This is a genomic window from Clostridioides sp. GD02367 (assembly GCF_045900275.1).
GTDB lineage: Bacteria > Bacillota > Clostridia > Peptostreptococcales > Peptostreptococcaceae > Clostridioides > Clostridioides difficile_A.
On sequence record NZ_JBJODK010000006.1, the window covers coordinates 44,660 to 68,140 of the forward strand.

General features: G+C 29.1%; 23 protein-coding genes. 12 read left to right on the forward strand and 11 right to left on the reverse strand.

The window, feature by feature from the left end; genetic code table 11:
• Positions 1-16: 16 nt before the first annotated feature.
• From Q3223_RS09855 to Q3223_RS09865, 3 genes are all read left to right on the forward strand, one after another.
• Positions 17-1,243: an NAD(P)/FAD-dependent oxidoreductase gene (locus Q3223_RS09855; RefSeq protein ID WP_074178528.1), complete on the forward strand. Its 1,227-nt coding sequence runs from the start codon at positions 17-19 to the stop codon at positions 1,241-1,243.
• Between the two features lie 83 nt (positions 1,244-1,326).
• Positions 1,327-1,548, forward strand: a complete 222-nt coding sequence (locus Q3223_RS09860) for an alpha/beta-type small acid-soluble spore protein (protein ID WP_003416009.1) — start codon at positions 1,327-1,329, stop codon at positions 1,546-1,548.
• A 189-nt stretch (positions 1,549-1,737) separates the two neighbouring features.
• The gene (locus Q3223_RS09865) at positions 1,738-1,908 is read left to right on the forward strand and encodes a hypothetical protein (RefSeq protein ID WP_003416012.1); all 171 of its coding nucleotides are present in this window, start codon (positions 1,738-1,740) and stop codon (positions 1,906-1,908) included.
• Positions 1,909-2,000: 92 nt separating this feature from the next.
• On the opposite strand, the gene Q3223_RS09870 is transcribed toward Q3223_RS09865, so the two are convergent.
• Positions 2,001-2,462, reverse strand: coding sequence for a hypothetical protein (locus Q3223_RS09870; RefSeq protein WP_054271253.1), 462 nt, complete (start codon positions 2,460-2,462; stop codon positions 2,001-2,003).
• Positions 2,463-2,653: 191 nt separating this feature from the next.
• Between Q3223_RS09870 and Q3223_RS09875 the strand changes: the two genes are divergently transcribed.
• The 5 genes from Q3223_RS09875 (at position 2,654) to nifJ (ending at position 10,236) form a co-directional block, all read left to right on the forward strand.
• The gene (locus Q3223_RS09875; protein WP_054271252.1) at positions 2,654-3,115 is read left to right on the forward strand and encodes a hypothetical protein; all 462 of its coding nucleotides are present in this window, start codon (positions 2,654-2,656) and stop codon (positions 3,113-3,115) included.
• 42 nt (positions 3,116-3,157) lie between these two features.
• Positions 3,158-4,921 (forward strand): GAF domain-containing SpoIIE family protein phosphatase, encoded by a 1,764-nt coding sequence (locus tag Q3223_RS09880; RefSeq protein ID WP_054271251.1) that lies wholly within the window; start codon positions 3,158-3,160, stop codon positions 4,919-4,921.
• Between the two features lie 7 nt (positions 4,922-4,928).
• Positions 4,929-5,537 carry a flavodoxin family protein gene (locus tag Q3223_RS09885; RefSeq protein WP_054271250.1) on the forward strand — a complete coding sequence of 203 codons (609 nt, stop codon included), beginning with the start codon at positions 4,929-4,931 and terminating at the stop codon, positions 5,535-5,537.
• Between the two features lie 72 nt (positions 5,538-5,609).
• A complete protein-coding gene (pduL, locus tag Q3223_RS09890; protein WP_021385571.1) occupies positions 5,610-6,179 on the forward strand; it encodes a phosphate propanoyltransferase in 570 nt (189 codons plus the stop codon).
• Between the two features lie 517 nt (positions 6,180-6,696).
• Positions 6,697-10,236 (forward strand): pyruvate:ferredoxin (flavodoxin) oxidoreductase, encoded by a 3,540-nt coding sequence (gene nifJ, locus Q3223_RS09895; protein WP_231300960.1) that lies wholly within the window; start codon positions 6,697-6,699, stop codon positions 10,234-10,236.
• Between the two features lie 177 nt (positions 10,237-10,413).
• On the opposite strand, the gene Q3223_RS09900 is transcribed toward nifJ, so the two are convergent.
• Entirely contained in the window at positions 10,414-10,689 is a 276-nt protein-coding gene (locus Q3223_RS09900; RefSeq protein ID WP_407811912.1) for a methyltransferase family protein, read from the reverse strand.
• A gap of 144 nt (positions 10,690-10,833) precedes the next feature.
• Here Q3223_RS09900 and Q3223_RS09905 point away from each other — a divergent pair, with 144 nt between their 5' ends.
• The gene (locus tag Q3223_RS09905; protein ID WP_407811968.1) at positions 10,834-10,932 is read left to right on the forward strand and encodes a hypothetical protein; all 99 of its coding nucleotides are present in this window, start codon (positions 10,834-10,836) and stop codon (positions 10,930-10,932) included.
• A gap of 243 nt (positions 10,933-11,175) precedes the next feature.
• Here the strand turns inward: Q3223_RS09905 and Q3223_RS09910 are convergent, their stop codons facing one another.
• The 6 genes from Q3223_RS09910 to Q3223_RS09935 form a co-directional block, all read right to left on the reverse strand.
• Positions 11,176-12,036: a CAP domain-containing protein gene (locus tag Q3223_RS09910; RefSeq protein WP_407811913.1), complete on the reverse strand. Its 861-nt coding sequence runs from the start codon at positions 12,034-12,036 to the stop codon at positions 11,176-11,178.
• A 408-nt stretch (positions 12,037-12,444) separates the two neighbouring features.
• Positions 12,445-13,779 (reverse strand): GntP family permease, encoded by a 1,335-nt coding sequence (locus Q3223_RS09915; RefSeq protein ID WP_407811914.1) that lies wholly within the window; start codon positions 13,777-13,779, stop codon positions 12,445-12,447.
• Positions 13,780-13,842: 63 nt separating this feature from the next.
• Complete coding sequence (locus Q3223_RS09920) at positions 13,843-14,619, reverse strand: 3-hydroxybutyrate dehydrogenase (RefSeq protein WP_074178521.1); 777 nt, start codon at positions 14,617-14,619, stop codon at positions 13,843-13,845.
• Between the two features lie 88 nt (positions 14,620-14,707).
• Positions 14,708-15,373, reverse strand: coding sequence for a 3-oxoacid CoA-transferase subunit B (locus Q3223_RS09925; protein WP_407811915.1), 666 nt, complete (start codon positions 15,371-15,373; stop codon positions 14,708-14,710).
• The gene (locus Q3223_RS09930) at positions 15,373-16,029 is read right to left on the reverse strand and encodes a CoA transferase subunit A (RefSeq protein ID WP_054271243.1); all 657 of its coding nucleotides are present in this window, start codon (positions 16,027-16,029) and stop codon (positions 15,373-15,375) included. The genes Q3223_RS09925 and Q3223_RS09930 overlap by 1 nt, the downstream gene beginning before the upstream one ends.
• 8 nt (positions 16,030-16,037) lie before the next feature.
• Positions 16,038-16,340, reverse strand: a complete 303-nt coding sequence (locus Q3223_RS09935; RefSeq protein ID WP_079770234.1) for a hypothetical protein — start codon at positions 16,338-16,340, stop codon at positions 16,038-16,040.
• Between the two features lie 233 nt (positions 16,341-16,573).
• Here Q3223_RS09935 and Q3223_RS09940 point away from each other — a divergent pair, with 233 nt between their 5' ends.
• Positions 16,574-17,488 (forward strand): LysR substrate-binding domain-containing protein, encoded by a 915-nt coding sequence (locus Q3223_RS09940; RefSeq protein ID WP_407811916.1) that lies wholly within the window; start codon positions 16,574-16,576, stop codon positions 17,486-17,488.
• A 206-nt stretch (positions 17,489-17,694) separates the two neighbouring features.
• On the opposite strand, the gene Q3223_RS09945 is transcribed toward Q3223_RS09940, so the two are convergent.
• The 3 genes from Q3223_RS09945 to Q3223_RS09955 form a co-directional block, all read right to left on the reverse strand.
• The gene (locus tag Q3223_RS09945; protein WP_054277290.1) at positions 17,695-18,507 is read right to left on the reverse strand and encodes an ABC transporter permease; all 813 of its coding nucleotides are present in this window, start codon (positions 18,505-18,507) and stop codon (positions 17,695-17,697) included.
• Between the two features lie 2 nt (positions 18,508-18,509).
• Entirely contained in the window at positions 18,510-19,469 is a 960-nt protein-coding gene (locus Q3223_RS09950) for an ABC transporter permease (RefSeq protein WP_407811917.1), read from the reverse strand.
• Between the two features lie 134 nt (positions 19,470-19,603).
• Complete coding sequence (locus Q3223_RS09955) at positions 19,604-21,172, reverse strand: ABC transporter substrate-binding protein (RefSeq protein ID WP_074178518.1); 1,569 nt, start codon at positions 21,170-21,172, stop codon at positions 19,604-19,606.
• Between the two features lie 218 nt (positions 21,173-21,390).
• On the opposite strand from Q3223_RS09955, the gene Q3223_RS09960 reads away from it, so the two are divergent.
• Positions 21,391-22,368, forward strand: a complete 978-nt coding sequence (locus Q3223_RS09960; RefSeq protein ID WP_407811918.1) for an ABC transporter ATP-binding protein — start codon at positions 21,391-21,393, stop codon at positions 22,366-22,368.
• Positions 22,369-23,340 (forward strand): dipeptide ABC transporter ATP-binding protein, encoded by a 972-nt coding sequence (locus tag Q3223_RS09965; protein WP_167639633.1) that lies wholly within the window; start codon positions 22,369-22,371, stop codon positions 23,338-23,340.
• Positions 23,341-23,481: the final 141 nt, after the last annotated feature.

The window sequence follows — 23,481 nt, forward strand, 5'->3', positions numbered from 1 at the left end:
AGAAAAGAGTGATTATTTGAAGAAGGTAGTAGTAATAGGTGGCGGACCAGCAGGGATGATAGCAGCATCAACTGCATGTGAAAGAGGATTTGATGTAACATTGATTGAGAAAAATCATAAATTAGGTAAAAAACTTGCAATAACAGGAAAAGGTAGATGTAATATAACTAATGCTTGTGATATAGAAGAATTAATAGAAAATGTTCCTACAAATGGAAAATTTTTATATAGTGCTTTTTATACTTTTACAAATGATGATGTAATAAGCATGTTTAATAACCTTGGTGTAAAAACTAAAACAGAAAGAGGAAAAAGAGTATTCCCAGAAAGTGATAAAGCATTTGATGTTGTAAAGGCTCTTGAAAAACAACTCAAAAACAAAAAAGTAGATATATTATTAAATTCGAAAGTGGAAAAAATAATATCTAAAAATAATAAAATTGAAAAAGTAGTTTTATCCAATAAAAAAGAAATTAAGTGTGACTCGGTTATAGTAGCAACTGGAGGATTAAGTTATCCACTTACTGGTTCTACTGGTGATGGATATAAATTTGCTGCTTCACAAGGTCACACCATTGTAGATACAAAACCATCTTTAATTGGTATTGAAGTGCAAGAAGGCTTTATAAAAGATTTGGAAAAGTTATCATTAAGAAATGTTGAGATAAAAGTATTTAATAGCAAACAAAAGAAAGTTTACAGTGATTTTGGAGAACTTGAATTTACTAAGTTTGGCTTAGATGGACCTATAATTAAGTCTGCAAGTTGTAGAATGAAAGATACAACTAAAGAAAATTACACTATATTCTTAGATTTAAAACCAGCACTAGATGAAGAAAAGTTGGATAAAAGAGTTCAAAAAGATTTTGCAAAGTATACAAATAAAAAATTTGAAAAAGCATTGGATGATTTACTTCCAAAAAAACTTATACCTATAATAATAGATTTGAGTGAGATTAATCCAGATACAGTTGTTCACCAAATTTCTAGAGAACAGAGAAAACACTTAGTGCATTTACTAAAGAATTTAAAGTTTACTGTAAAAAGATACAGACCTATTGATGAAGCTATAATAACTTCTGGTGGTGTAAAAGTAAATGAGATAAATGCGAGTACAATGGAGTCAAAACTAATAGAAGGTCTATTTTTTGCTGGAGAGATAATAGATATAGATGCATATACAGGAGGATTCAATTTACAAATAGCTTTTTCTACTGGATATTTGGCAGGTTTTAATTGCTAAAAATTACCTGAATTAAAAATGTTTAAAATCACATAATATTATCAGCAACACAAAATAAATTAAACAGAAGGAAGGTAATCAACATGGCAAGTAACAATAACAACAACAGAACAGTAGTACCAGGAGCAAAAGAGGCTTTAAACCAAATGAAATTAGAAATAGCTAACGAACTTGGTATGAGTAATTATCAACAAGTTGATAAAGGAAACCTTACTGCAAGAGAAAATGGTTATGTAGGTGGATACATGACTAAAAAATTAGTTGAAATGGCTGAACAACAAATGGCTGGAAAAAGCAACAGATAGTTAATAAATAATTATTTATAACTATTAGGCTATTAGTTTAGCTAAAGCTATCTCAAATATAGAAAGTAATTTCTAAATTGAGATAGCTTTTTTTTATTAAATTTTACACAGGTGCATTTTTATGTAATAAATTTTATGAATTTGGATAAAATAATACAAACGAATATGTTACATAAGGAGTGATGTAAAATGAGTAGTGTAAATTTTGAGGATTTAAAAAACAAATTTATTAATAGTGATTTAGATGAAAAAATAAGAATATACACAACAACAGAAGGTTTATCAGTAGAACAATTTAAAGAGCTATTAAAATATTATCCAATACAACATTTATCTAAATTAGAAAAAGCTCTTGGATAATAATCTTTAATTAAAAAATTAAAAAGGCAATTTATTTAATATTAAAATAATTCTTATTAAATAAATTGCCTTTTTATAATAGCTTTATATTATCATACTTTTGATATATAATTATAGATTCTCTCATTTCCAAGCTCAATAGACCCAGTATTAATTAGAGTAACGATTCCTTCTATATCCTTAGGAGTTAAGTATTTATATGGAATCAATAAATTATAACCTGTATCATTTAGTAAGTTTTTTAATTGGATTATTTGAGAGATATTGAAACACTTTACAGTCTTAGTAGATTTTTTTCTAGAGTTAGATAAATTTTCATTTTGTATTTTTATCAAAGTTTCTATATAGTCTATATAAGATAACTTAAAGTCGTATTCCTTAATTATTTTTTCATCAAGTATACTACTAATGAAACCTTGAGATAATATATTATCTGCAAATTTATCTGCCGTTAATTTACCAGATGTTATACCTTTTTGGTATTTTCTAAGTATTTTTTTAGTGTAGCAGTATATTTTATTTCTTGTTTCTAAATCAAGTTGTTCTATTTGCACACAACCACTTCCTTTTAATTGTAAAAATATTTATTTTTAGAAATCTATACTTAGTCTATAAAGTTTAACTAACTTATTTACAATAAATACTAAATTATAAAATATTTGTTATTTTTTATTATTACCAAGTATAAAAAATATTATAATTGTAAAACTTACAAATATATGTAAAATATTTAGGAGTGATGAAAATGTTAAATGGGATAATAAAGCTTTTTTATTCTGAAATTGTAAAAACAAAGATTAATAATTTAGATTCAAGTGGATATTCTTTAAGAGATGAATGTAAAGAAATCAGAAATATAACTTTAAAAATAGACAGTGTATTTTTTAAACTTTTAAAGTTAGTTTTTGGTTCAATATTACTTATGGTAGCTTTTAATTTAAACTTGATTTTGGGCATGGGTGTATTTTTAGTAGGTGTAGTTTATATTTTATATAAAAGAAATATGGAAGAACAAGTAAAAGAGCATATAAATAATGTAAAGAACAATATAGACATATCTAAAATTACTTTTATGGATGAAAAAGGAAGAACAGGTCTAAATGCATTAATTACATTGCTTCTTATAGGATTATTGACAGGATTTAACTGGATATTAGTTGCTAGTTTTGTCGTTGTTTTTGTTTTTACTATGAAGAATGTATGTTAAAATACTAATAAATAGTTTAATATATAGGGGGAGAAATTGAGTATGACTAATGGCAGTTATAAAATGAAGAATTTAGTGGAGATATCCGCTATGGTGACGGAATCTACGGATTTTTTTAATATAAAAGATGACATAATAGAAAAGATGTTAGAGGTTGTTCACCCTACAAAGGCATGTGTAAATCTATTCTATAAAAATGATTCTAAACATGCCTACTTAGTATGTTCACAAACCTTAGAATATGTACCTCAAATTTTTCCAATTAATAGTCTTAAAGGTGCAAAAATTGATTTTGACACATATCCAGAATATATACATGAAGCTGTAAATGAAAAGAAGATAATATATGTAAAAAATGTATTTGAAGATTCTAGAGCTGAAGGTGAACGAGATTTAGCAAAATCTGAAGGTTATATTGGGAGAATAGTTTTTCCTTTTATAATAAACAATTTAGTTGTTGGATTTATGACTTGTTTTTTAAAAGAGGAGGATTATTTAACAGAACAAGATATAGACTTTATATCTTCTGTTGCATCACTTCTGAGTTTATCAATAGAAATAACTAATAAAAATAATAATGTACAAATTTTAATTGACAAGTTAAGAGGTTCGATAAGTGCTATAAATGAAGCCACTAAAAAATTATACCTTAATAAGAGTATAGATGGATTTTTAGAAAATTTAAGTAAACAAGCTTGCAACATTACTAATAGTAAAGAAGCTTTAATAATTATAACTGGCCATGATAATAAGGATAAAATATTTAGCTGTTATAATACTGAGCAAAAAAAGAAAACTAATTTATACCCTATGCTTGACACATTTTTGAAGAAAGAGTCATTAGGAGGATATCTAAATAACTTAAAACCATGTTCAAAAAAAGGAATAAACTTGGAAAGTTATATATATTATAAACTTCAGGATAAGAATGAGACTATAGGATGTATAGTTTGTGCAAATAGCAAAAACTATACTAGTGATGATTTAAATATTCTTAGTATATTATCCAAACAAGTTTCTGTTGGGATGCAGTTATATGAGCATAATGAAAAAGAAGTGAAACATAAGGTTCTTGAAAATGAGTTGAATATATTAAATAAACAGCAACAACTTATTATGGACAAAGGAAAAATGGATTGTAATGAAGATAAAGAACTGTATTTTTATCATAAACCAGCGAGAGTAGTAGGAGGAGATTTTTATTATGCCACAAAAGTAGATGATGAACATATAGTCTATATTGTTGCTGATGTAATGGGACATGGAATGGTATCAAATTATGTTGTTGCGATGATAAAAGGTGCTTTTAAAGTCTTATGTAATCAATATAATACACCAAGAGAAATAATGACACATTTAAATAGCATGTTATATGATGAGTTTGATAAAATGGGTGTATTTACAACGTGTTTGATAGGCATTATAGATACTAAAGAAAATATTATTACAATATCTAACGCTGGTCATTATAGCCCTGTATTCGTGAAGAAGAATGGGACAATAGAAAATAATTTGAATTGTAAAAAGGGGATACCTATTGGAATAATGGAAGATGCTACCTATGAAAATAATACTCTTTCAATGGAAAATTATGCAATGGTATGTATGTATACTGACGGAATTTTAGAGATAAAAAATACGTCAAAAGAAGAATATGGTATAAATAGATTAGAAAACTTTCTAAAAGAAAACTTTAGATTAAATCAGCAGTTAATAGTAGAAAATTTAAAATTAGATTTAAAGAATTTCTCATCAAAAGATAATTATGATGATGATATTTTAATAGTTATGTTAAAGGATAGGTAGATTGATTATGGATTTAAATGATAAAAAAGAACTTAAAAGTCCAGAGATTATTATAATAAATGGAAGCCCAAGAAATAATAAAAATTGCAGTTTTATAGCAAATGAAGTGAAGGTTAAGTTAGAAGAGAGTGGATTGAGTAGCAGAATATTTAATATATATGATATGGATATTGAATATTGTACAGCATGTGGATTTTGTGAAAAAACAGGTTTTTGTAAGTTTAATGATGACATGAAACCATTATATAAAATGTTTGATGAGTCAAAAGGAACTATAGTCATAAGCCCTGTGCATTTTGATTCAATCTCAGCTAAATTAAAAACTGTTGTTGATAGAACTCAAGCTATATATGCAAGTAAATATGTGTTAAAGAAGCCTTCAATTGATAGGAATAAGAAGCGTGTTGGTATGTATATTGCAGTAGGAGGTAGTAAATCCTATGATTCACAATTTAAAGGTGGACAGATTGTCATGGATTTTTTCTTTAAGAGTATAAATACTAAACTTTTACACAATATATATTTAAATAATACAGACAATATACCCTATATGGATAATCAAGAATTTAAAGATATAATATATAAAAATTTAAAGATATATATTGATTTAATATAATTTGATTTTGTAGGTAATATTATGTATAATTGTATTGCAATAATTTAAAATAATTAAAAGGAGGGAATTTCAATGAAATTACCAATAGCATTATCTAATAAACATGTTCATTTAAGTCAAGCTGATATAGACGTATTATTTGGGGCAGGTCATGAATTAACTAAATTTAAACCATTATCTCAACCAGGACAATATGCCTGTGAAGAAAAAGTAGATTTAGTAGGCCCAAAAGGAACTTTAAAAGGAGTTAGAGTATTAGGACCAGCTAGAGCTCATACTCAAGTTGAAATATCTTTAGCAGATGGTTTCCCATTAGGAGTAAAAGCACCAATAAAAGAATCTGGTGATATAGCTGGAACTCCAGGTGTTAAATTAGTAGGACCTGCTGGAGAAGTAGAAATGAAAGAAGGAGTTATAGTTGCTTCTAGACATATACATATGAGCAATGAAGACGCTGCTAAATTTGGTGTAGCTGATAAGCAAATAGTAAAAGTTAAAACTTCTGGACCAAGAGCATTAGTATTTGAAAATGTATTAGTAAGAGCTAGTGATAGCTTCAATCTAGAAATGCATGTTGATATGGAAGAAGGAAATGCAGCTGGTGTTAAAAATGGAGAGTTAGTAGAATTAATAGTTGACTAATATTATAAATGAAGTTTATGCTAGTGGATGTTCTATTTGCTAGCATATTTTTTTAAATGTAATAAATTTCTATCTGATAAGTTTAATCTATTAGATTAATTTATAAAATAAAGGGGTATTATGAAAAATATAATAAAAACTTACAAAAATATGATGTAATATGGTAAAATTATATATATAAAAATTTACATATAACAAAGATAAATATTTTGACTTTGTACTAATATATACAAATAGATGAAAAAGTTTGAAAAATCTAACTTAATTTATTATATATTGTATACAAAATTATGAAAAAAACTTAACATATTTAATTTAAAAAAAAATCTACTTAAATATGTAATTAATTTACAATTTTCAAAGGAATTTTATCTAATCTGTAGTATTATATTAGAAGATAGAGTATTTGCGCGACTATATGTGTGTTTATATTTTTGTTGTGTAAATTATATGTAAATATAAAAAATAGACTTGTTATAAACAAGTACAATTGTAGCTATCAAGGAGGATACATATTATGGCTAAGTTTATGAAAACACTTGATGGAAATACAGCTGCAGCTCACGTTGCCTATGCGTTTACAGATGTAGCAGCTATATATCCAATCACACCATCTTCAACTATGGCTGAAGTAGTTGATGAGTGGGCATCACAAGGAAGAAAAAATGTATTTGGACAAGAAGTTAATGTTGTTGAAATGCAGTCAGAAGCAGGAGCAGCAGGAGCATTCCATGGTTCTTTACAAGGAGGAGCTTTAACTTCTACTTTTACAGCATCTCAAGGTTTATTATTAATGATACCAAACATGTATAAAGTTGCAGGTGAGTTATTACCAGGAGTATTCCATGTAAGTGCTCGTGCTTTAGCATCTCAAGCTTTATCAATATTTGGGGATCATCAAGACGTTATGGCTGCTAGACAAACTGGATGTGTATTATTAGCTTCTGGTTCAGTTCAAGAAGTAGCTGATATAGCACCAGTTGCACATTTAGCTGCAATAGAAGGTAGATTACCATTTATACATTTCTTTGATGGATTCAGAACTTCACATGAAATCCAAAAAGTTGAATTATTAGAAAACGAAGATTACGCAAGTTTATTAAATTTTGAAGCAGTTCAAGCATTTAGAGATAATGCATTATCTCCAAATCATCCAGTTACTCGTGGTACTGCTCAAAATCCAGATATATATTTCCAAACTAGAGAAGCTTCTAACAAATACTATCAAAATATAGTAGGTATAGTTGAAAAATACATGGAAAAAATGAGTAATTTAACAGGTAGAAAACATAGTTTATTTGATTATTATGGAGCAGAAGATGCTAAGTATGTATTAATAGCTATGGGTTCTGTAACAGAGACAATAGAAGAAACTATAGATTACTTAAATGCTAAAGGAGAAAAATACGGTTTAGTTAAAGTTCATTTATATAGACCATTCTCAATGAAACATTTCTTAGATGCTATGCCATCTACTGTTGAAAGAATATGTGTACTTGATAGAACTAAAGAGCCAGGTGCAACTGGTGAACCATTATACTTAGATGTACGTGATGTATTCTATGGAAAAGAAAATGCTCCTATGATAATAGGTGGAAGATATGGATTAGGTTCAAAAGACACTACTCCTTCAGATATAAAAACTGTTTTTGATAACTTAGTTTCAGAACAACCTAAGAATGGATTTACAGTAGGTATAGTTGATGATGTAACTAATACTTCTTTAGCTCCTGCTGAGCCAATTAAAATAGCTTCTAAAGGAACTATAAGATGTAAGTTCTGGGGATTAGGTTCTGATGGTACTGTTGGAGCTAATAAACAAGCTATAAAAATAATCGGTGACCACACTGAAAAATATGCTCAAGCTTACTTTGATTATGACTCTAAAAAATCTGGTGGTATAACTATGTCTCACTTAAGATTTGGTGATACTCCAATAAGAGCAACTTATTTAATAGATGAAGCTGACTATATTGCCTGTCATAAACAATCATATGTTTATCAATATGATTTATTAAAAGGTCTTAAAAAAGGTGGTACATTTGTACTTAACACTATATGGGACCAAGCTGGAATTGAAGAAAACTTACCAGCTCATATGAAACAATATATAGCTAAAAATGATATAAAATTCTATACAGTTAATGCTGTTAAACTAGGACAAGAAATAGGTCTTGGAAATAGAATAAACATGATAATGCAATCTGCATTCTTTAAATTAGCTGAAATAATACCAGAAGAAGATGCTGTTAAATACTTAAAAGATTCTATAGTTAAAGCTTATGGTAAAAAAGGTGAAAAAATAGTTAACATGAACTATGCTGCTGTTGATGCAGGAATAAATGCTTTAGTTAAAGTTGAAGTTCCAGCTGCTTGGACAAATGCTGTTGATGCAGATAAAGAAGAAGTAAAAGAGCCAGAATTTATAAGAAATATATTAAGACCAATGACTGCACAAGAAGGAAATAACTTACCAGTAAGTACATTCAATGGTATAGAAGATGGAACATTCCCTTGTGGTACTTCAGCTTACGAAAAACGTGGTATAGCTGTTGATGTTCCTGAATGGATAACAGATAACTGTATCCAATGTAACCAATGTTCTTTTATATGTCCTCATGCATGTATAAGACCAGTATTAGTTACTGAAGAAGAATTAGCTAATGCTCCAAAAGGATTTGAAACTAAAAAAGCATTAGGTAAAGGATTAGAAGGATTAAAATATAGAATTCAAGTTAGTCCACTTGACTGTACAGGATGTGGAAACTGTGCTGACATATGTCCAGCTAAAGAAAAAGCTTTAGTTATGAAGCCAATAGATACTCAACTTGATACAGAGTTAGATAATTGGGCATTTGCAGTAAATCCTGATGAAGTGGCTCCAAAAGTAGATGTTATGCCTGCAAATACTGTTAAAGGAAGTCAATTTAGACAACCATTAATGGAATTCTCAGGAGCATGTGCTGGATGTGGAGAAACTGCATACATCAAGTTAGTTACACAATTATATGGAGATAGAATGATGATAGCTAATGCTACTGGATGTTCTTCTATATGGGGAGCTTCTGCACCATCAACTCCTTATACTTGTAACCATGAAGGTAAAGGTCCATCTTGGGCAAACTCTTTATTTGAAGACAATGCTGAATACGGATTTGGTATGTACACAGCTGTTAAACAAATAAGAGCAAAAATAGTAGATGCTATGACAGAATTAGTTTCTATGGATATCTGTGAAGATGCTAAAGCAGTATTTACAGAATGGTTAGATTCTAGAAATGATGGAGAAGCTTCTAAAGTAGCAAGTGCTAAAGTTGTTGAATTATTAGCAAAACCATCTTGTGATTGTACAGATGCAAAAGCTAAAGAATTAGTAAAAGCTATAGAAGATAGAAAAGATTATCTAGTTAAGAGATCTCAATGGATACTAGGTGGAGATGGTTGGGCATATGACATCGGTTACGGTGGATTAGACCATGTTCTTGCATCTGGTGAAAATGTAAATGTACTTGTATTTGATACAGAAGTATATTCAAATACAGGAGGTCAAGCTTCTAAAGCTACTCCAGCTGCTGCTATGGCTAAGTTTGCTGCAGCAGGTAAGCAATCTAGAAAGAAAGATTTAGGAATGATGGCTATGACTTACGGAAACGTATATGTAGCTCAAGTTGCTATGGGTGCTGATAAAAACCAATTTATCAAAGCTGTTCTAGAAGCTGAAAAACATGATGGACCATCTTTAATAATAGCTTATGCTCCATGTATAAACCACGGATTAAAAGAAGGTATGGGAAGAACTGTAGCTAATGAAGCACAAGCTGTTGCTTGCGGATACTGGCATTTATACAGATTCAATCCAGAAGTAAAAGCTGAAGGTAAAAACCCATTCACTTTAGACTCTAAAGAACCAACTGCAAGCTTCAGAGATTTCATACTTGCACAAGTAAGATACTCTGCTATAGCTAAGCAATTCCCAGAGCAAGCTGAAGGATTATTTACTAAAGCTGAAGCTGATGCTAAAGAAAGATATGAAGGATATAAAAAATTAGCTGAATAATATTAAAATGTTATAAGCTTATGTAAAATATAGATTTGATAAAAAGAGGCTGTCTCAAAATAGAGATAAGCCTCTTTTTTATTGTTGAAATGATAAAAATATATTTGATTTCATACAAAAAAGAGTGCCTCATGAACTAAAAAGTTCATTTGAGACACCTCCTTTTTCTATAAAATATTAAAATTTTGTTTCTGTATTTTGAATATCTTTTTTAAGTGATATTTTAGGAAGAAACATTCCAGTTTTTTTACGGTAAGTAATATAATTATCTCCAAATTCATTTATCATTTCATTTTCTTCTTTCTTTGCTAATCTATAATATACAACTACTAATATAGGCCACATGATTAAAAGGGGAATAGTCGCCCATTCAAATATCATACCAAGTGTTATTAGTAAAAATCCTGTATATTGTGGATGTCTTATATGTACATAAATTCCTGTTGTGACCAATATTCCTTTTCAATTCTCATATCCCAAATATTTTTCGACCGATGGTCAGATTTTCTTTATTGTATCATGTTTTCGACCAGTGGTCACTTTTTGAGCCTATGTTATAATACAATATGAAGGGAATGAGTATGTGGATAAGAAGGAATTGAAGAAGGTATATTCAAGTGTGAATATACTTTAGAAGTTTCAGAAATAGTTTTATCTGTTTTCACGTTTTTACTTGACCCAGGTATTTTTACTTGAGATAAAGAAGAAAGAAATTGTAAATTAAAAGCATTAAGTTTAATTTTAGAAAGAATTTTAATGGCACCTAAAGGGAGTTTTGATTTTTTTACGAATGATTTTTGAAGTACATATTAGTAAATGATGTTTATACTGTATTTATTTGTATTTAATAGTTTTGAATATAGATACAAAAGAGTATCTCATTTGTGATTTTATTTAATCATTTAGAGATACTCTTTTGATATATGGGAAAAGAGTATTTTATCCTACAAAGATTTGTGTCCAATAAAGTGAACCACCACTTTTTTGAGCTACTCCAACACCTATTTTACTAAAATTTGGATTTAGTATATTTTTTCTGTGACCTTCAGAATTCATCCACGCATTTACAACTTCTTTTGGAGTTTTTTGACCCATAGCTATATTTTCACCAGCTGTTTTATAGCTTATCCCAAACTTTTTCAACATATCGAATGGAGAACCATAAGTTGGAGAATTGTGTGAAAAATAATTGTTATCAATCATATCTTGAGACTTCTTAGTAGCAACATTTGATACAGAAGAATCAAGAGTAAGAGGATTTAATCCAGCTTTAGATCTTTCTATATTTACTAAATCAACGACTTCTTTTTGGTAAGCTGAAAAATTTCCATTTGTAGAACCTGAATTATTATTATCTTCAGGCTTATTAGATTCTGAGTTGTTGTTATCCTCAGGTTTATTAGTAGAGCCTGAATTATTATCTTCAGGTTTGTTAGATTCTGAGTTATTATTGTCTTCAGGTTTATTAGTAGAGCCTGAGTTATTATTGTTTTCAGGTTTATTAGTAGAGCCTGAATTATTATTGTCCTCAGGTTTATTAGTGTTATTGCAATTCTTGTCATTATGGTTCTTATCTTTACAAGAATTATCTTTATCAGGTTTAAGCTCTGGTTTTACAGAACAATTTGGTTTTGCTGAAAATTTGTATTTAGTATTACTGTATACTAAACTTTTGTTACTTAGATTTACATTGTTTTCAAGCGATGAAGCACTTGCAGTAACAGCACTAGATGCTGTAGCTAAGGTTAACACTCCCAATGCTAACATAGTTTTTAATTTTGTTGGTATATTTTTTTTCATTATAAACACCTCTCAATCTAAAAATTCTAAAAATGTTACTAATTTGTAACCTTTAGTGTAGGGGGTACCCGTGCATTTATACTAACATAAGAATAAGCATTTTTTCACTGTAAAGATATGTAAAAAGAGTATACATGGAATAAACAGGTATATTTAAGAAAGTTTAATAATTTGTCTCATAAAGCTACATAGTATGAAATCACTAGCTTTGAGAAAAATATATTTTTATAATGATTTTATGATGTAAATTTATGGTTACGAAAAAAAAATTTATATAGCTATTGAAATTTATTTAATATACATTTTAGTGCAAATGGTAAATTTTCATTATTGAAATCTTTGAAAAATAAGAAAGTCATCTGTTCCAATAGATGACTTTTTATATGGTAAATTATAATATACTTTAGTTTAATACATCAGTAATCCTAACGTAATTACGATAATTTCTGCTATTAATGAACCAACTGCAACTACAATGAAAGTTTCTTTAAATCCGGTTTTATGTGTTAACTTAGATAAACTTAAGAATGTAAGAAAAACACCACTTTGTGGAACTATAGTAAGTATATTTGAAGCTATTGTAGCAACACGATGAATTAATTCTGGATTCAGACCAGTGCTTAAATAATAATTTGCGAAGTTTGGCATTACTATTCCTAATGCACCAGAAGATGAACCTGTTATTGCTGACATTGTTGAAGTTAATACAGTAAGACTTATAAGTGGGCTACCTGGTATTGACATAATAAGTTTGCTGAATACATTAAAACCTGGTGCAGTCATTATTACTGCTCCAAATGCAACAGCAGAAGATGTTGCAAATATAGGTCCAATAGAACCACTAGCTCCTATACTCAATGTCTGTATTTTGGATGATAAAAATTTACGGAATAAAAATGCAGATAAAAGGATTGCAACTATTAAAGCTATGTAAATTACATTTTTTTTCAGAAATTCTGAACCAAAAGTACTTCCTACTATTGCTATAATTACAAGTGCTAATAGAGGAAAGATGCTTGCAAAAAATCCTGGTAATTCTCTATCTAGAGATTCTTCTTCTGATTCTGAAGTATAAGTTGCATACGTTTCACCCTTTTTAATACTTTTATTCAGAGCATATTTCATGTAGATAAGACCAAACACAGCACAACCTATACTGCCTGCAATACTTGGTATAATAGCTGCAGTAAGAGAAGTATTTAGATATTGAATAGGAATAACATTTTGAATGGCTGGTGTCCCAGGAATCATAGTCATTGTAATTGTAGCAATTCCAAGCCAAAGAGGAATTTGAATAAGATTCCAAGAAATATCAAGTTTTTTAAATAGAGTTCTTGCAAGTGGAATGACTGCAAACATAACTACAAACAGGCTTATACCACCATATGTCAATATAAAGCTTACTATAAATATCGCAACTAAAACTCTATAAGGATATTTAGAGCCAAACTTGTTTAAGATAAAATCTGCTATAGATACAGTGGCTCCACTTTCCTCCATAAATTTAGCAAGTATTGAGCCTAATAAAAATATTGCAAAATAGCTCATTATATAATTGCCAAGTGCTCCCATGTAATTATTTTTGCCAGCGCCTAGCATTGATGTTACAACATCCATTTTATTTAAGAGAACAACTATTAAGGTTGCTATTGGAGCAGCTATAGTTATATGAATTTCTTTAACTGAAAAATATATAATAGCTATTATACCAATAATTATACCAATTGGTGCTATAATACTCATAAACATTCCTCCTTATTAGAGGGACTTGAAGAACAGTTTCTTCAAGCCCTAAATATAAAATAACTACTGTGCAGTATATCCTCCATCTAGTATGCACGCTTGTCCTGTAATTCCTTTAGCTTTATCACTTGCTAAGAACATAGCATAATCTGCAATTTCTTGAACATCTAATAGACGTTTTTGTGGCACAAGTGGATATAAAACTTCTTCTAATACATTTTCTAATGGGATGTTACGAGTTTTTGAAAGGTCATTAAACTGACCTCTAACAAGTGGAGTATCTACATATCCAGGGCATAAAGCATTAACTGTTATACCAGAATCAGCAGCTTCAAGGGCAGCAACCTTTGTTAATCCTATAAGTCCATGTTTTGCTGAGTTATAAGCAGCCTTACCAGCAAATCCTATTACACCATTGATTGAAGCCATATTTATTATACGACCAAATCCTTGTTTTTTCATTATAGGGAATACTTTTTTAGTAGCTATAAAAGGTGCTGTTAGCATTATTTTTATCATAAATTCAAATTTATCAGTTGGGAAATCTTCTATCATAGAAACATGTTGAAGTCCAGCATTGTTTATTAATATATCTAATTTACCGTACTTTTCAACAGTTTTGTCTATAGCATGGTTAATTTCTTCTTCTTTAGTTACATCACACTTTACATTCATGCAATCATAGCCTTCTTTTTTTAGCTCTGTTGTAACTTTGTCTAAAGCTTCTTGATTTATGTCAGAGAACATTACTTTAGCACCATTTTTTAAGAATGATTCAGCAATTTGTTTACCTATTCCACTTGCAGCTCCTGTTACGAATACAACTTTGTCTTTAACCATTTTCATTTCCTCCAATTTTATTTTATTTTCATATTAATATTTTGAATAATATAAATTTACATCTAATACATTTGTATTTTTAATCACTTTAAACAGCTGATATGTTTCCATTTAATGAGTCTGATAATATTAAAGGTGCTTCAGTAGCAGAAATAACATCATCCAAAGTGAAAGCAGGGTTTATTTCTTTAAGTAAAATTCCATCTGGTGTTACTTCCATAACGCCCATTTCGGTAACTATCAAATCTACAGCATTAGTTGCAGTAAGTGGAAGAGTACAATTATTTAATATTTTTGCAGAACCTTTTGAAGTATGTTCCATTGCTACAATGACTTTCTTAGCACCAGTTACTAAATCCATAGCTCCACCCATACCTGGAACCATCTTGCCTGGAATCATATAGTTTGCTATGTTGCCACATTTATCAACTTGAAGTGCACCAAGAACTGTTATATCTACATGACCACCTCTGATTATTCCAAAAGAGGTAGCGCTATCAAAGAAACACCCTCCAGGAAGTATCGTAACTGGTTGACCTCCAGCATTTACAATGGTTTCATCACTTAGATTTCCATCTTCAGCTACTCCTAAACCTAGAAAACCATTCTCAGATTGCAAGATAACGTTTGCATCATCTGGAATATAATTTGCTACTTTAGTTGGTAGGCCTATACCAAGGTTTACAACAGTTCCATCTTTTAATTCTTTAGAAACTCTATTTGCAATATATTCTTGCATTTCTAATTTATCCATTATAAATTACCTCCTTCAATGATGTAATTCACAAAAATACCTGGTGTAGTAACTTCATTTGGGTTAATATCACCAATTTCAACGATTTCATCTACTTCAACTATTGTAATCTTGGCAGCCGAAGCCATTAAATTATTAAAATTGTTCATAGAACCTTTATAAACTAGATTACCTGCTTTATCAGCCTTTGATGCAAAGAGAAGAGCAATATCTGCATGGATTGGTTTTTCAAGAAGGTATTCTTTATCATCTATGACAATTTTTTGTTTTCCTTCTTCAACAAGAGTACCAATCCCAGTAGGTGTTAATATACCTCCCAAACCATAACCAGCTGCACGTATTTGTTCAGCAAGAGTTCCTTGAGGAACCAATTCGACATCTGTTTCATTATTATTCATTTGTCTACCAGTTTCTTTATTTAATCCTATATGAGAAGCAATTATCTTTTTGAATTGCTTATTCACAACCATTTTTCCAACACCTTTGTCAATAAAGCCAGTATCATTACAAATTAGTGTTAAATCTTTTATATTTTTATTACACAAATAATCAATCAAATTTTCTGGTGAACCATTAGCCATGAATCCACCTACCATTATTGTATCTCCATCTTTTACATGAGATAGAGCTTCATTGATGTTAACTATTTTATTCATATTTCCTCCTATCGTGAAACTACCATTGATATTCCTTGGCCACCACTGATACAAAGTGTTGCAAGACTAGTCTCAGTTTTACGTTTTTGTATTTCATAAAGTAGCGTAACGAGTATTCTAGCGACATTTGACTCTATTGGATGTCCTAATGCTATTGCACCACTATTAACATTTAATTTTGATGAATCTATTTGAAGTTCATGTCGAATAGCTATCTTTCTTGAATGATAATTAAAAATTTTCTGAATAAAAAAATTATAATAAAGTACTTTTAATACAAGCTTGCTTTTAAGTATTTCAATTATTTTTATCCCTAATGCTTTATGTTTTCCTGTCTCTAATTATAGATTACGGCGAAAAAAGCGTTTTGTCTAAGTCTAATTTTTTATATAGTGTATAAGAAAAATTTATAGGACAGAAATTTCTGCCATGTTTAGAAAAATATTTTGTTAAAATATTAATGAAATTATGTTGATTTTCCTATAGAATATTACTATAAGAAAAAATATAATCTAAACTATATTTTTAAGAAAGGGGGTTTAAAATGGATATAAAACAGTTAAAATATTTTGTTGAGATAGTAAAATCTGGTTTTAATCTATCAATAGCATCTAAGACACTTCACATATCTCAACCAGCGTTAAGTCAAATCATAAAAAATTTTGAAGAGAGTGAAGATGTATACTTATTTGAGAGGTACAAAGGCAGGTTAAATGGCTTAACACCAGCAGGAGAGAGATTTTATGTAAATGCAGAACATATTATAAATGAATACAAAAACATGATGGAAGATTTAAGGGAAGATTCAGTTCAATTTAAAGGTAAAGTTAGAATAGGAATACCACCACTTATACTTGGAATAGCCTTTTCAGATGTAGTTGCACAGTTAGTTGCAAACAATCCAGATATAGAATTTGATATAGTAGAGAAGGGAGCATATGATTTAAGTAGAATGCTTATATTACAAGAATTAGATTATGCGGTATTATTACATCCACATAAAATCGATAAAAGTGTAGTGACTGAACATGTACTTCAAGAAGATGAGCTGACAGCTTTTTTAAATGTAAATCATCCACTTGCTAAAAAAAATAAGATAGACTGGAACGATTTGAATGAGCAGTTACTTGCAATATTTAATCCTGCTTTTATGATACATCATAAGCTAATGCAAAAATTTACTGATGAAAATGTTAAGTTAAAAAGATATATCATGTCTGGTTCATGGGATTTTCTATTGTTATCAACTACAAACTCTGATTTTATAACCATTCTACCGTCACCAGTCCACAATTTCTTTGAGAATAGTAAAATTATAGAAATACCATTTAATCATCCTATTACATGGAAAGTTGTATTATGCAGACCTAAGAAAGAACGTTATAGTCATGTAGATGAACATGTATTTAAATTTATTATAGATTTTTTTAGTAAAAAAAATTCGCGAGAGTGTTATTAAAATAACAATAAAAAGCAAACAAATTTTAAAAAATTACAATAAACTATTAGTTTTTTATATATTTAATAGGCAATAATAGGTTTTACATATCAGAATAAATTAGTATTGAAAATTATAATATACAAAATATATTTTCTAAAAATAAAAAATAAAAACAGTGAGTATCTGTAGATAGTCATTGTTTTTATTTTTCTATATAAAAGTTATTAAGTATTACTAGAAAACTTTTTACTTATTATAGTCAAGCTCATAACTGTTAAAAATATAAGTAGACCTGGAAATACAGCTAAATATAACTTATCAAAAATATGTCTTTGAGCATCTTGAAGCATATTACCCCACGATGCAAGAGGTAATTGTATTCCAAGGCCTAAAAAACTAAGAGCGGATTCAGTTAAGATAGCATTAGCAATATTTAATGAGCCTGCAACTACAATAGTTTCTTTTAAGTTTAAAACTATGTGTCTTAATAGTATATTTCTAGTTTTAATACCTGTAGCTTTAGCAGCTATACAGTATTCATTTTCCTTTATTTTTAATGTTTCTCCACGGACGATTCTTGAGACTTCCATCCAACTTAAAAATCCAATAATTAGTATAATAGTGGAGACTTTAGGTGTCAAATAAGTATTTAACACAATCAAAACTAAGAAGCTAGGGATACTCATAAGCATATCTACTATTCTCATTAAGAATTGGTCCAACTTACCTCCAATATATCCACTAATAACACCTACAGCAGTACCAAATACTATAGAAATAACCATGGATAAAATACCAACACTAAGTGAAATTCTTCCACCATAAAGAGCTCTAGAGAAATAATCCCTCCCAAGTTCATCTGTACCAAAAATATGCTTTAAACTAGGTTCTTGAAGTTTGGAAGTAGTGTCAATTGCATTAGAGTCTATATTTAATATAAAAGAAGCTATGATTAATATGATTATTATACTAAGAGTAATGCATGCAAAAGCAAAGGATTTGTCTTTTTTTAATTCTTTTAGAATATTTGTAAACATAATCAGAAGTCTCCTTTACTAGATTTAATTTTAGGGTCAATTAATAGATATAATATATCAGCTACTAAATTTCCTAAAATTAAAAAGAGTGCTGATAACATAGTTATTGCCATAATTATGGTATAATCTCTTGAAAAAATTGAATCAATCATTAATCTACCCATACCTGGCCAAGAGAAAACTACTTCTGTAACAAATGCACCAGTAACTAATTTTTGTATACTCATACCAAGAATTGTAACTAATGATGTCAGTGAATTTTTCAAGACATGTTTGAAGAGTATGATTTTTTCTGATAATCCTTTTGCTCTTGCTGTAACAACATACTGTTTTTTTAATTGTTCACTTACACTAGCTTCTACATAATTTGTGAAAATAGCTGTATTATATAAACCTAAAGTTATTACAGGTAGAATTAAATGTTTTACTAAATCTCCAAAACTATCATTTCCAATAGTATGCATACCTCCTGATGGAAAAATATTAAACTTAACTGAAAAAATTGAGATGAGTATCATGCCTATCCAAAATGAAGGAATAGAAACACCTATATAATTAAAAATAGATGATATTTTACTAGTTATTGAATTTTTATTTACAGCTAAAAATATTCCGAGAGGTATAGCTACTAATATTGAAAATATTAAAGAAGTTCCCATAAGAATAAATGTATTTCCCATCTTTTCCATAATTTGTTCTGTAACAGGCATATGGTTTATATAAGAAATACCTAGATTTCCACTTAAAGTGTTTTTTAACCAACTTAAGTATCTTATGTATACTGGTTTATCAAGTCCCATGTTAACTCTTATATTTTCAATATCTTGTGCAGACATTAAAGGATTTATATAAGCATCTGCTGGGTCACCAGGAGCTAATTCTAAAAGCCCAAATGATAATATAGATATTAAGATTAACATAGGTATTAAAACTTTTACTCTATTTAATATTAATTTCAACATAAATGAATTCTCCTAATTAAAGGAGATGTCTCGTTTTAGAATAATAAAACAATGCAATGGACACTAAGTTCAAAGTTGCCATATTATTTTTAGACATCTCCCTTTTTAATTAATAATATAAAATTTTACATAAATTATTCTACATATAGTTTAGACCAGTCTTCAAATAATATTGCAGGAGATGGTTTAGCATCTTCTATTCCTTTTAAACTTTTTTGAGCTGCCATTAAATTCTGTTCATAATCTATAGTATAAATAGGTGCATCTTTAGATATATCCTGTTGTATTTGTTTGTATATTTCTTTACGTTTTTCTTTGTCTAATTCAGTAAATCCTTTTTCCCATAAAGCATCTATTTCAGTATTAGAATATTTAGTTTGGTTACAATATTGACCAGTTTCAAACATACCTCTATATGGATTTGGCTCTAATCCCCAAGCATATCCATTTACATACATATCACATTCAGTACCATTGCTAAATAATATATTGAAGAAAGCTTTACTTTCATAAGGAACTATTTCAGCTTCTATACCAATTTTTTTCAACTCTTGTTGAGCTACTAAAGCATAGTTTTTATGTCCAAATCTGCCTGTGTTATAACCTATTTTTAATTTATCAATTTTAACACCACTCTTAGCTAATAGGTCTTTAGCTTTATTTGTATCTTGCTTATATTCTTCAACACCTTCTTCAGTGTAGAAGTCTGCTTCTGGAACTAATATAGATTTAGCAGGTACAGAACCCTCTTTTCCATATGCTGATTCTATCATTTCATTTCTATTCAAAGCATATGATAATGCTTGTCTTACTTCTTTATTAGCCATATTTGCTATATTTTGGTTAAATACAATATAATTTAATCTTTCTTCACTGTAAGTGTAAGTCTGTAAGTTTGAATTTGATTTTGCTTTTTCATATCCTTCAGCAGATGTCTTCATAAGTGAAATTTCACCATTATTTAAAGCTGCTTCTTGAGATGCTTCATTAGGTATTATTTTTAATGCTATAGAGTCTGCTTTAGGTTCTCCACCGAAATAATCTGCATTTTTTTCAAATACTATGCTTTCACCTTTTTTCCATTCTTTAAACTTGAATGCCCCAGAACCAACTGGATTATTGTTTTTTTCTGACTTAGCTATATTTGATTCTCCTTCAAAGATGTGTTTAGGTATTGGAGCTATTTTAGATATACCATACAAGAAAGATTCACTTGCAGTTGGCAAGGTAATCTTAACAGTTAAATCATCAACTTTCTCTACTTTAACTGGTTTTTCGCCTATCAATAAGTATTGTCTTGATGGTGAATTTTGTTTTTCATCTAAAACTGTATTAAATGTGAATAAGACATCTTCAGCAGTTATTGGTTTCCCATCATGCCATTTTAAATCAGATTTTAATTTTATAGTTAATTCTTTACTATCTTTAAAATCTACTTTTTCTGCTAGATAATTTACTAAATTTCCTTTTTCATAAGTATAAAGAGGAGCATAAACTATATTTGACGCAAGAGAATCTTCTTTAACATTTGCAAAAGCTCCATTGATTATGTCAGGGTCACTTGCCATAGGGATTACAACAGTTCCACCAGATTTACTTTCTCCTCCTCCACTAGACTTGTCTTTATCATTAGAACTACAAGCTGTGAATGTAAACATTAATGCCGAAACTAAGATTAATGATGCCAATTTTTTAAATTTCATATTCTTATAAAACCTCCATAAAATAATATTTGACGCATATTTTTCATTTTATAATAAGAATCATTATTAAATCAACACATATAGAAATTAACTATCATACTGTTTTAATTGATAGAAAAAAAGAATAAAATGTAATAAAATGTTGTAATTTAAAATTTTATAAAATACAATCAAAAAGTGTATGTTATTTTAAGCAATTTCACTGAGAGGAGAAAATAATGAATAAAACACTAATTGAGGTTAGAGACTTAAAGGTCTATTTTCATACAGATAAAGGCATTGTAAAGAGTGTAAATGGAGTAAGTTTTAATATAAATGAAGGTGAAACTATTGGAATAGTTGGAGAATCAGGATGTGGTAAATCTGTAACAGCTATGTCTTTGATGAAGCTACTTCCAACATCAAAAATAGAAGGTGGAGAAATAATATTTCAAGGTAAAGACATTTTAAAGATGAATGAAAATGAACTTATGGGAATAAGAGGCAATGAGATATCGATGATTTTTCAAGAGCCAATGACATCTTTAAATCCAGCATTTACTGTGGGAAATCAAATTATTGAAGGAATTATATTGCATCAAGATTTATCAAAAGAAGAGGCTAAAAAAAAGGTAATAGATATGATAAAGCTAGTAGAAATACCAAGAGCTGAAGAAATATATAATTCATATCCACACGAGTTATCTGGTGGTATGAGACAAAGAATAATGATAGCTATGGCTTTATCCTGTAATCCAAAATTACTTATAGCTGATGAACCAACAACAGCTTTAGATGTTACTATTCAAGCTCAAGTTCTAGATATAATGAAAAATATAAAAGAAAAATTAAACACATCTATAATGATGATTACCCATGATTTGGGGGTAGTTGCAGAAATGTGTGATAAAGTAATAGTAATGTATGCGGGCAAAGTTATAGAAGTAGCAGATGTTGTTGAATTATTTAAAAATCCAAAACACCCTTACACTATTGGACTTTTAAAGTCAAAGCCTATTCTTGGAGAAAACAAAGAAAAAAGATTGTATTCAATTCCAGGACAAGTACCAAACCCAATTGGAATACCAGATTCATGTTACTTTAGTGATAGATGTGAAAAAGTATGTGATAAGTGTAGGACTCAGATACCTCCTTTAATAGAATTGAATAGTGGTCATAGTATTGCATGTTGGTTATATAAACAGGAGGAGATATAAATGAAAAAAGAAGAAAGTTTATTAAAAGTAGAAGGGCTTAAAAAGTACTTTGAAGTTAAATCTGGATTGTTTAATAAGGAGGTCAAATATGTAAAGGCAGTTGATGGAGTCTCTTTTGATTTGAAAAAGGGAGAAACTTTGGCTATAGTTGGAGAATCAGGATGTGGAAAATCAACTGCTGGAAGAACAATTCTTAGATTAATTGAAAAAACTGAAGGAAAAGTTGAATTTAATGGTATAGATATATATAAGTTAGAGAAGGAAGAACTTAGAAGATTAAGACCAAAAATGCAAATGATATTTCAAGACCCATATAGCTCATTAAACCCAAGATTAAATGTAGAGCAAATAATATCTGAGGCAGTTATAGAACATAATTTAGTACCAAAAAATGAAATAAAAGATAATATATTAAATGTTGTAGAGAATTGTGGTCTTTCTAAGTATCATTTAAACAGGAAACCAGGCGAGTTTTCTGGAGGTCAAAGACAGAGAATCGGTATAGCAAGGGCATTAGCATTAAATCCAGAATTTATAGTTTGTGATGAACCTGTTTCTGCATTAGATGTTTCTATTCAATCTCAAATTATAAATTTACTTATGGATTTACAAGATAAATATAAACTTTCATATTTGTTTATATCTCATGATTTAAGTGTAGTAAATCATATTGCACATAGAGTATGTGTCATGTATCTAGGTTCTATAATAGAGATTGCAACGAAAGAAGAACTTTACTTGCATTCTCAACATCCATACACAAAAGCACTTATGAGTGCAGTACCAATACAAGACCCTACAATTAAGAAAAATAGAATTATATTAAAAGGGGATATACCTTCTCCAACAAATCCACCAAGTGGATGTAAGTTTCATACAAGATGCCCTTATTGTAAAGAAGTATGTAAAATAGAAGTTCCAGTTTTAAAAGAAATATCAAAGAATCATTTTGTCGCATGTCATCTAGTATAGATGTTTTCAAAATTAAATCTGAGATATATAATAAGAATAATAGGATAAATTGAAAATTTTTTGATGCTAAAATTATATGATATTAATATTAAGTTAGTTGATATATAAGTTTAATCTATAATGTAATTATTGAAAAGAGGG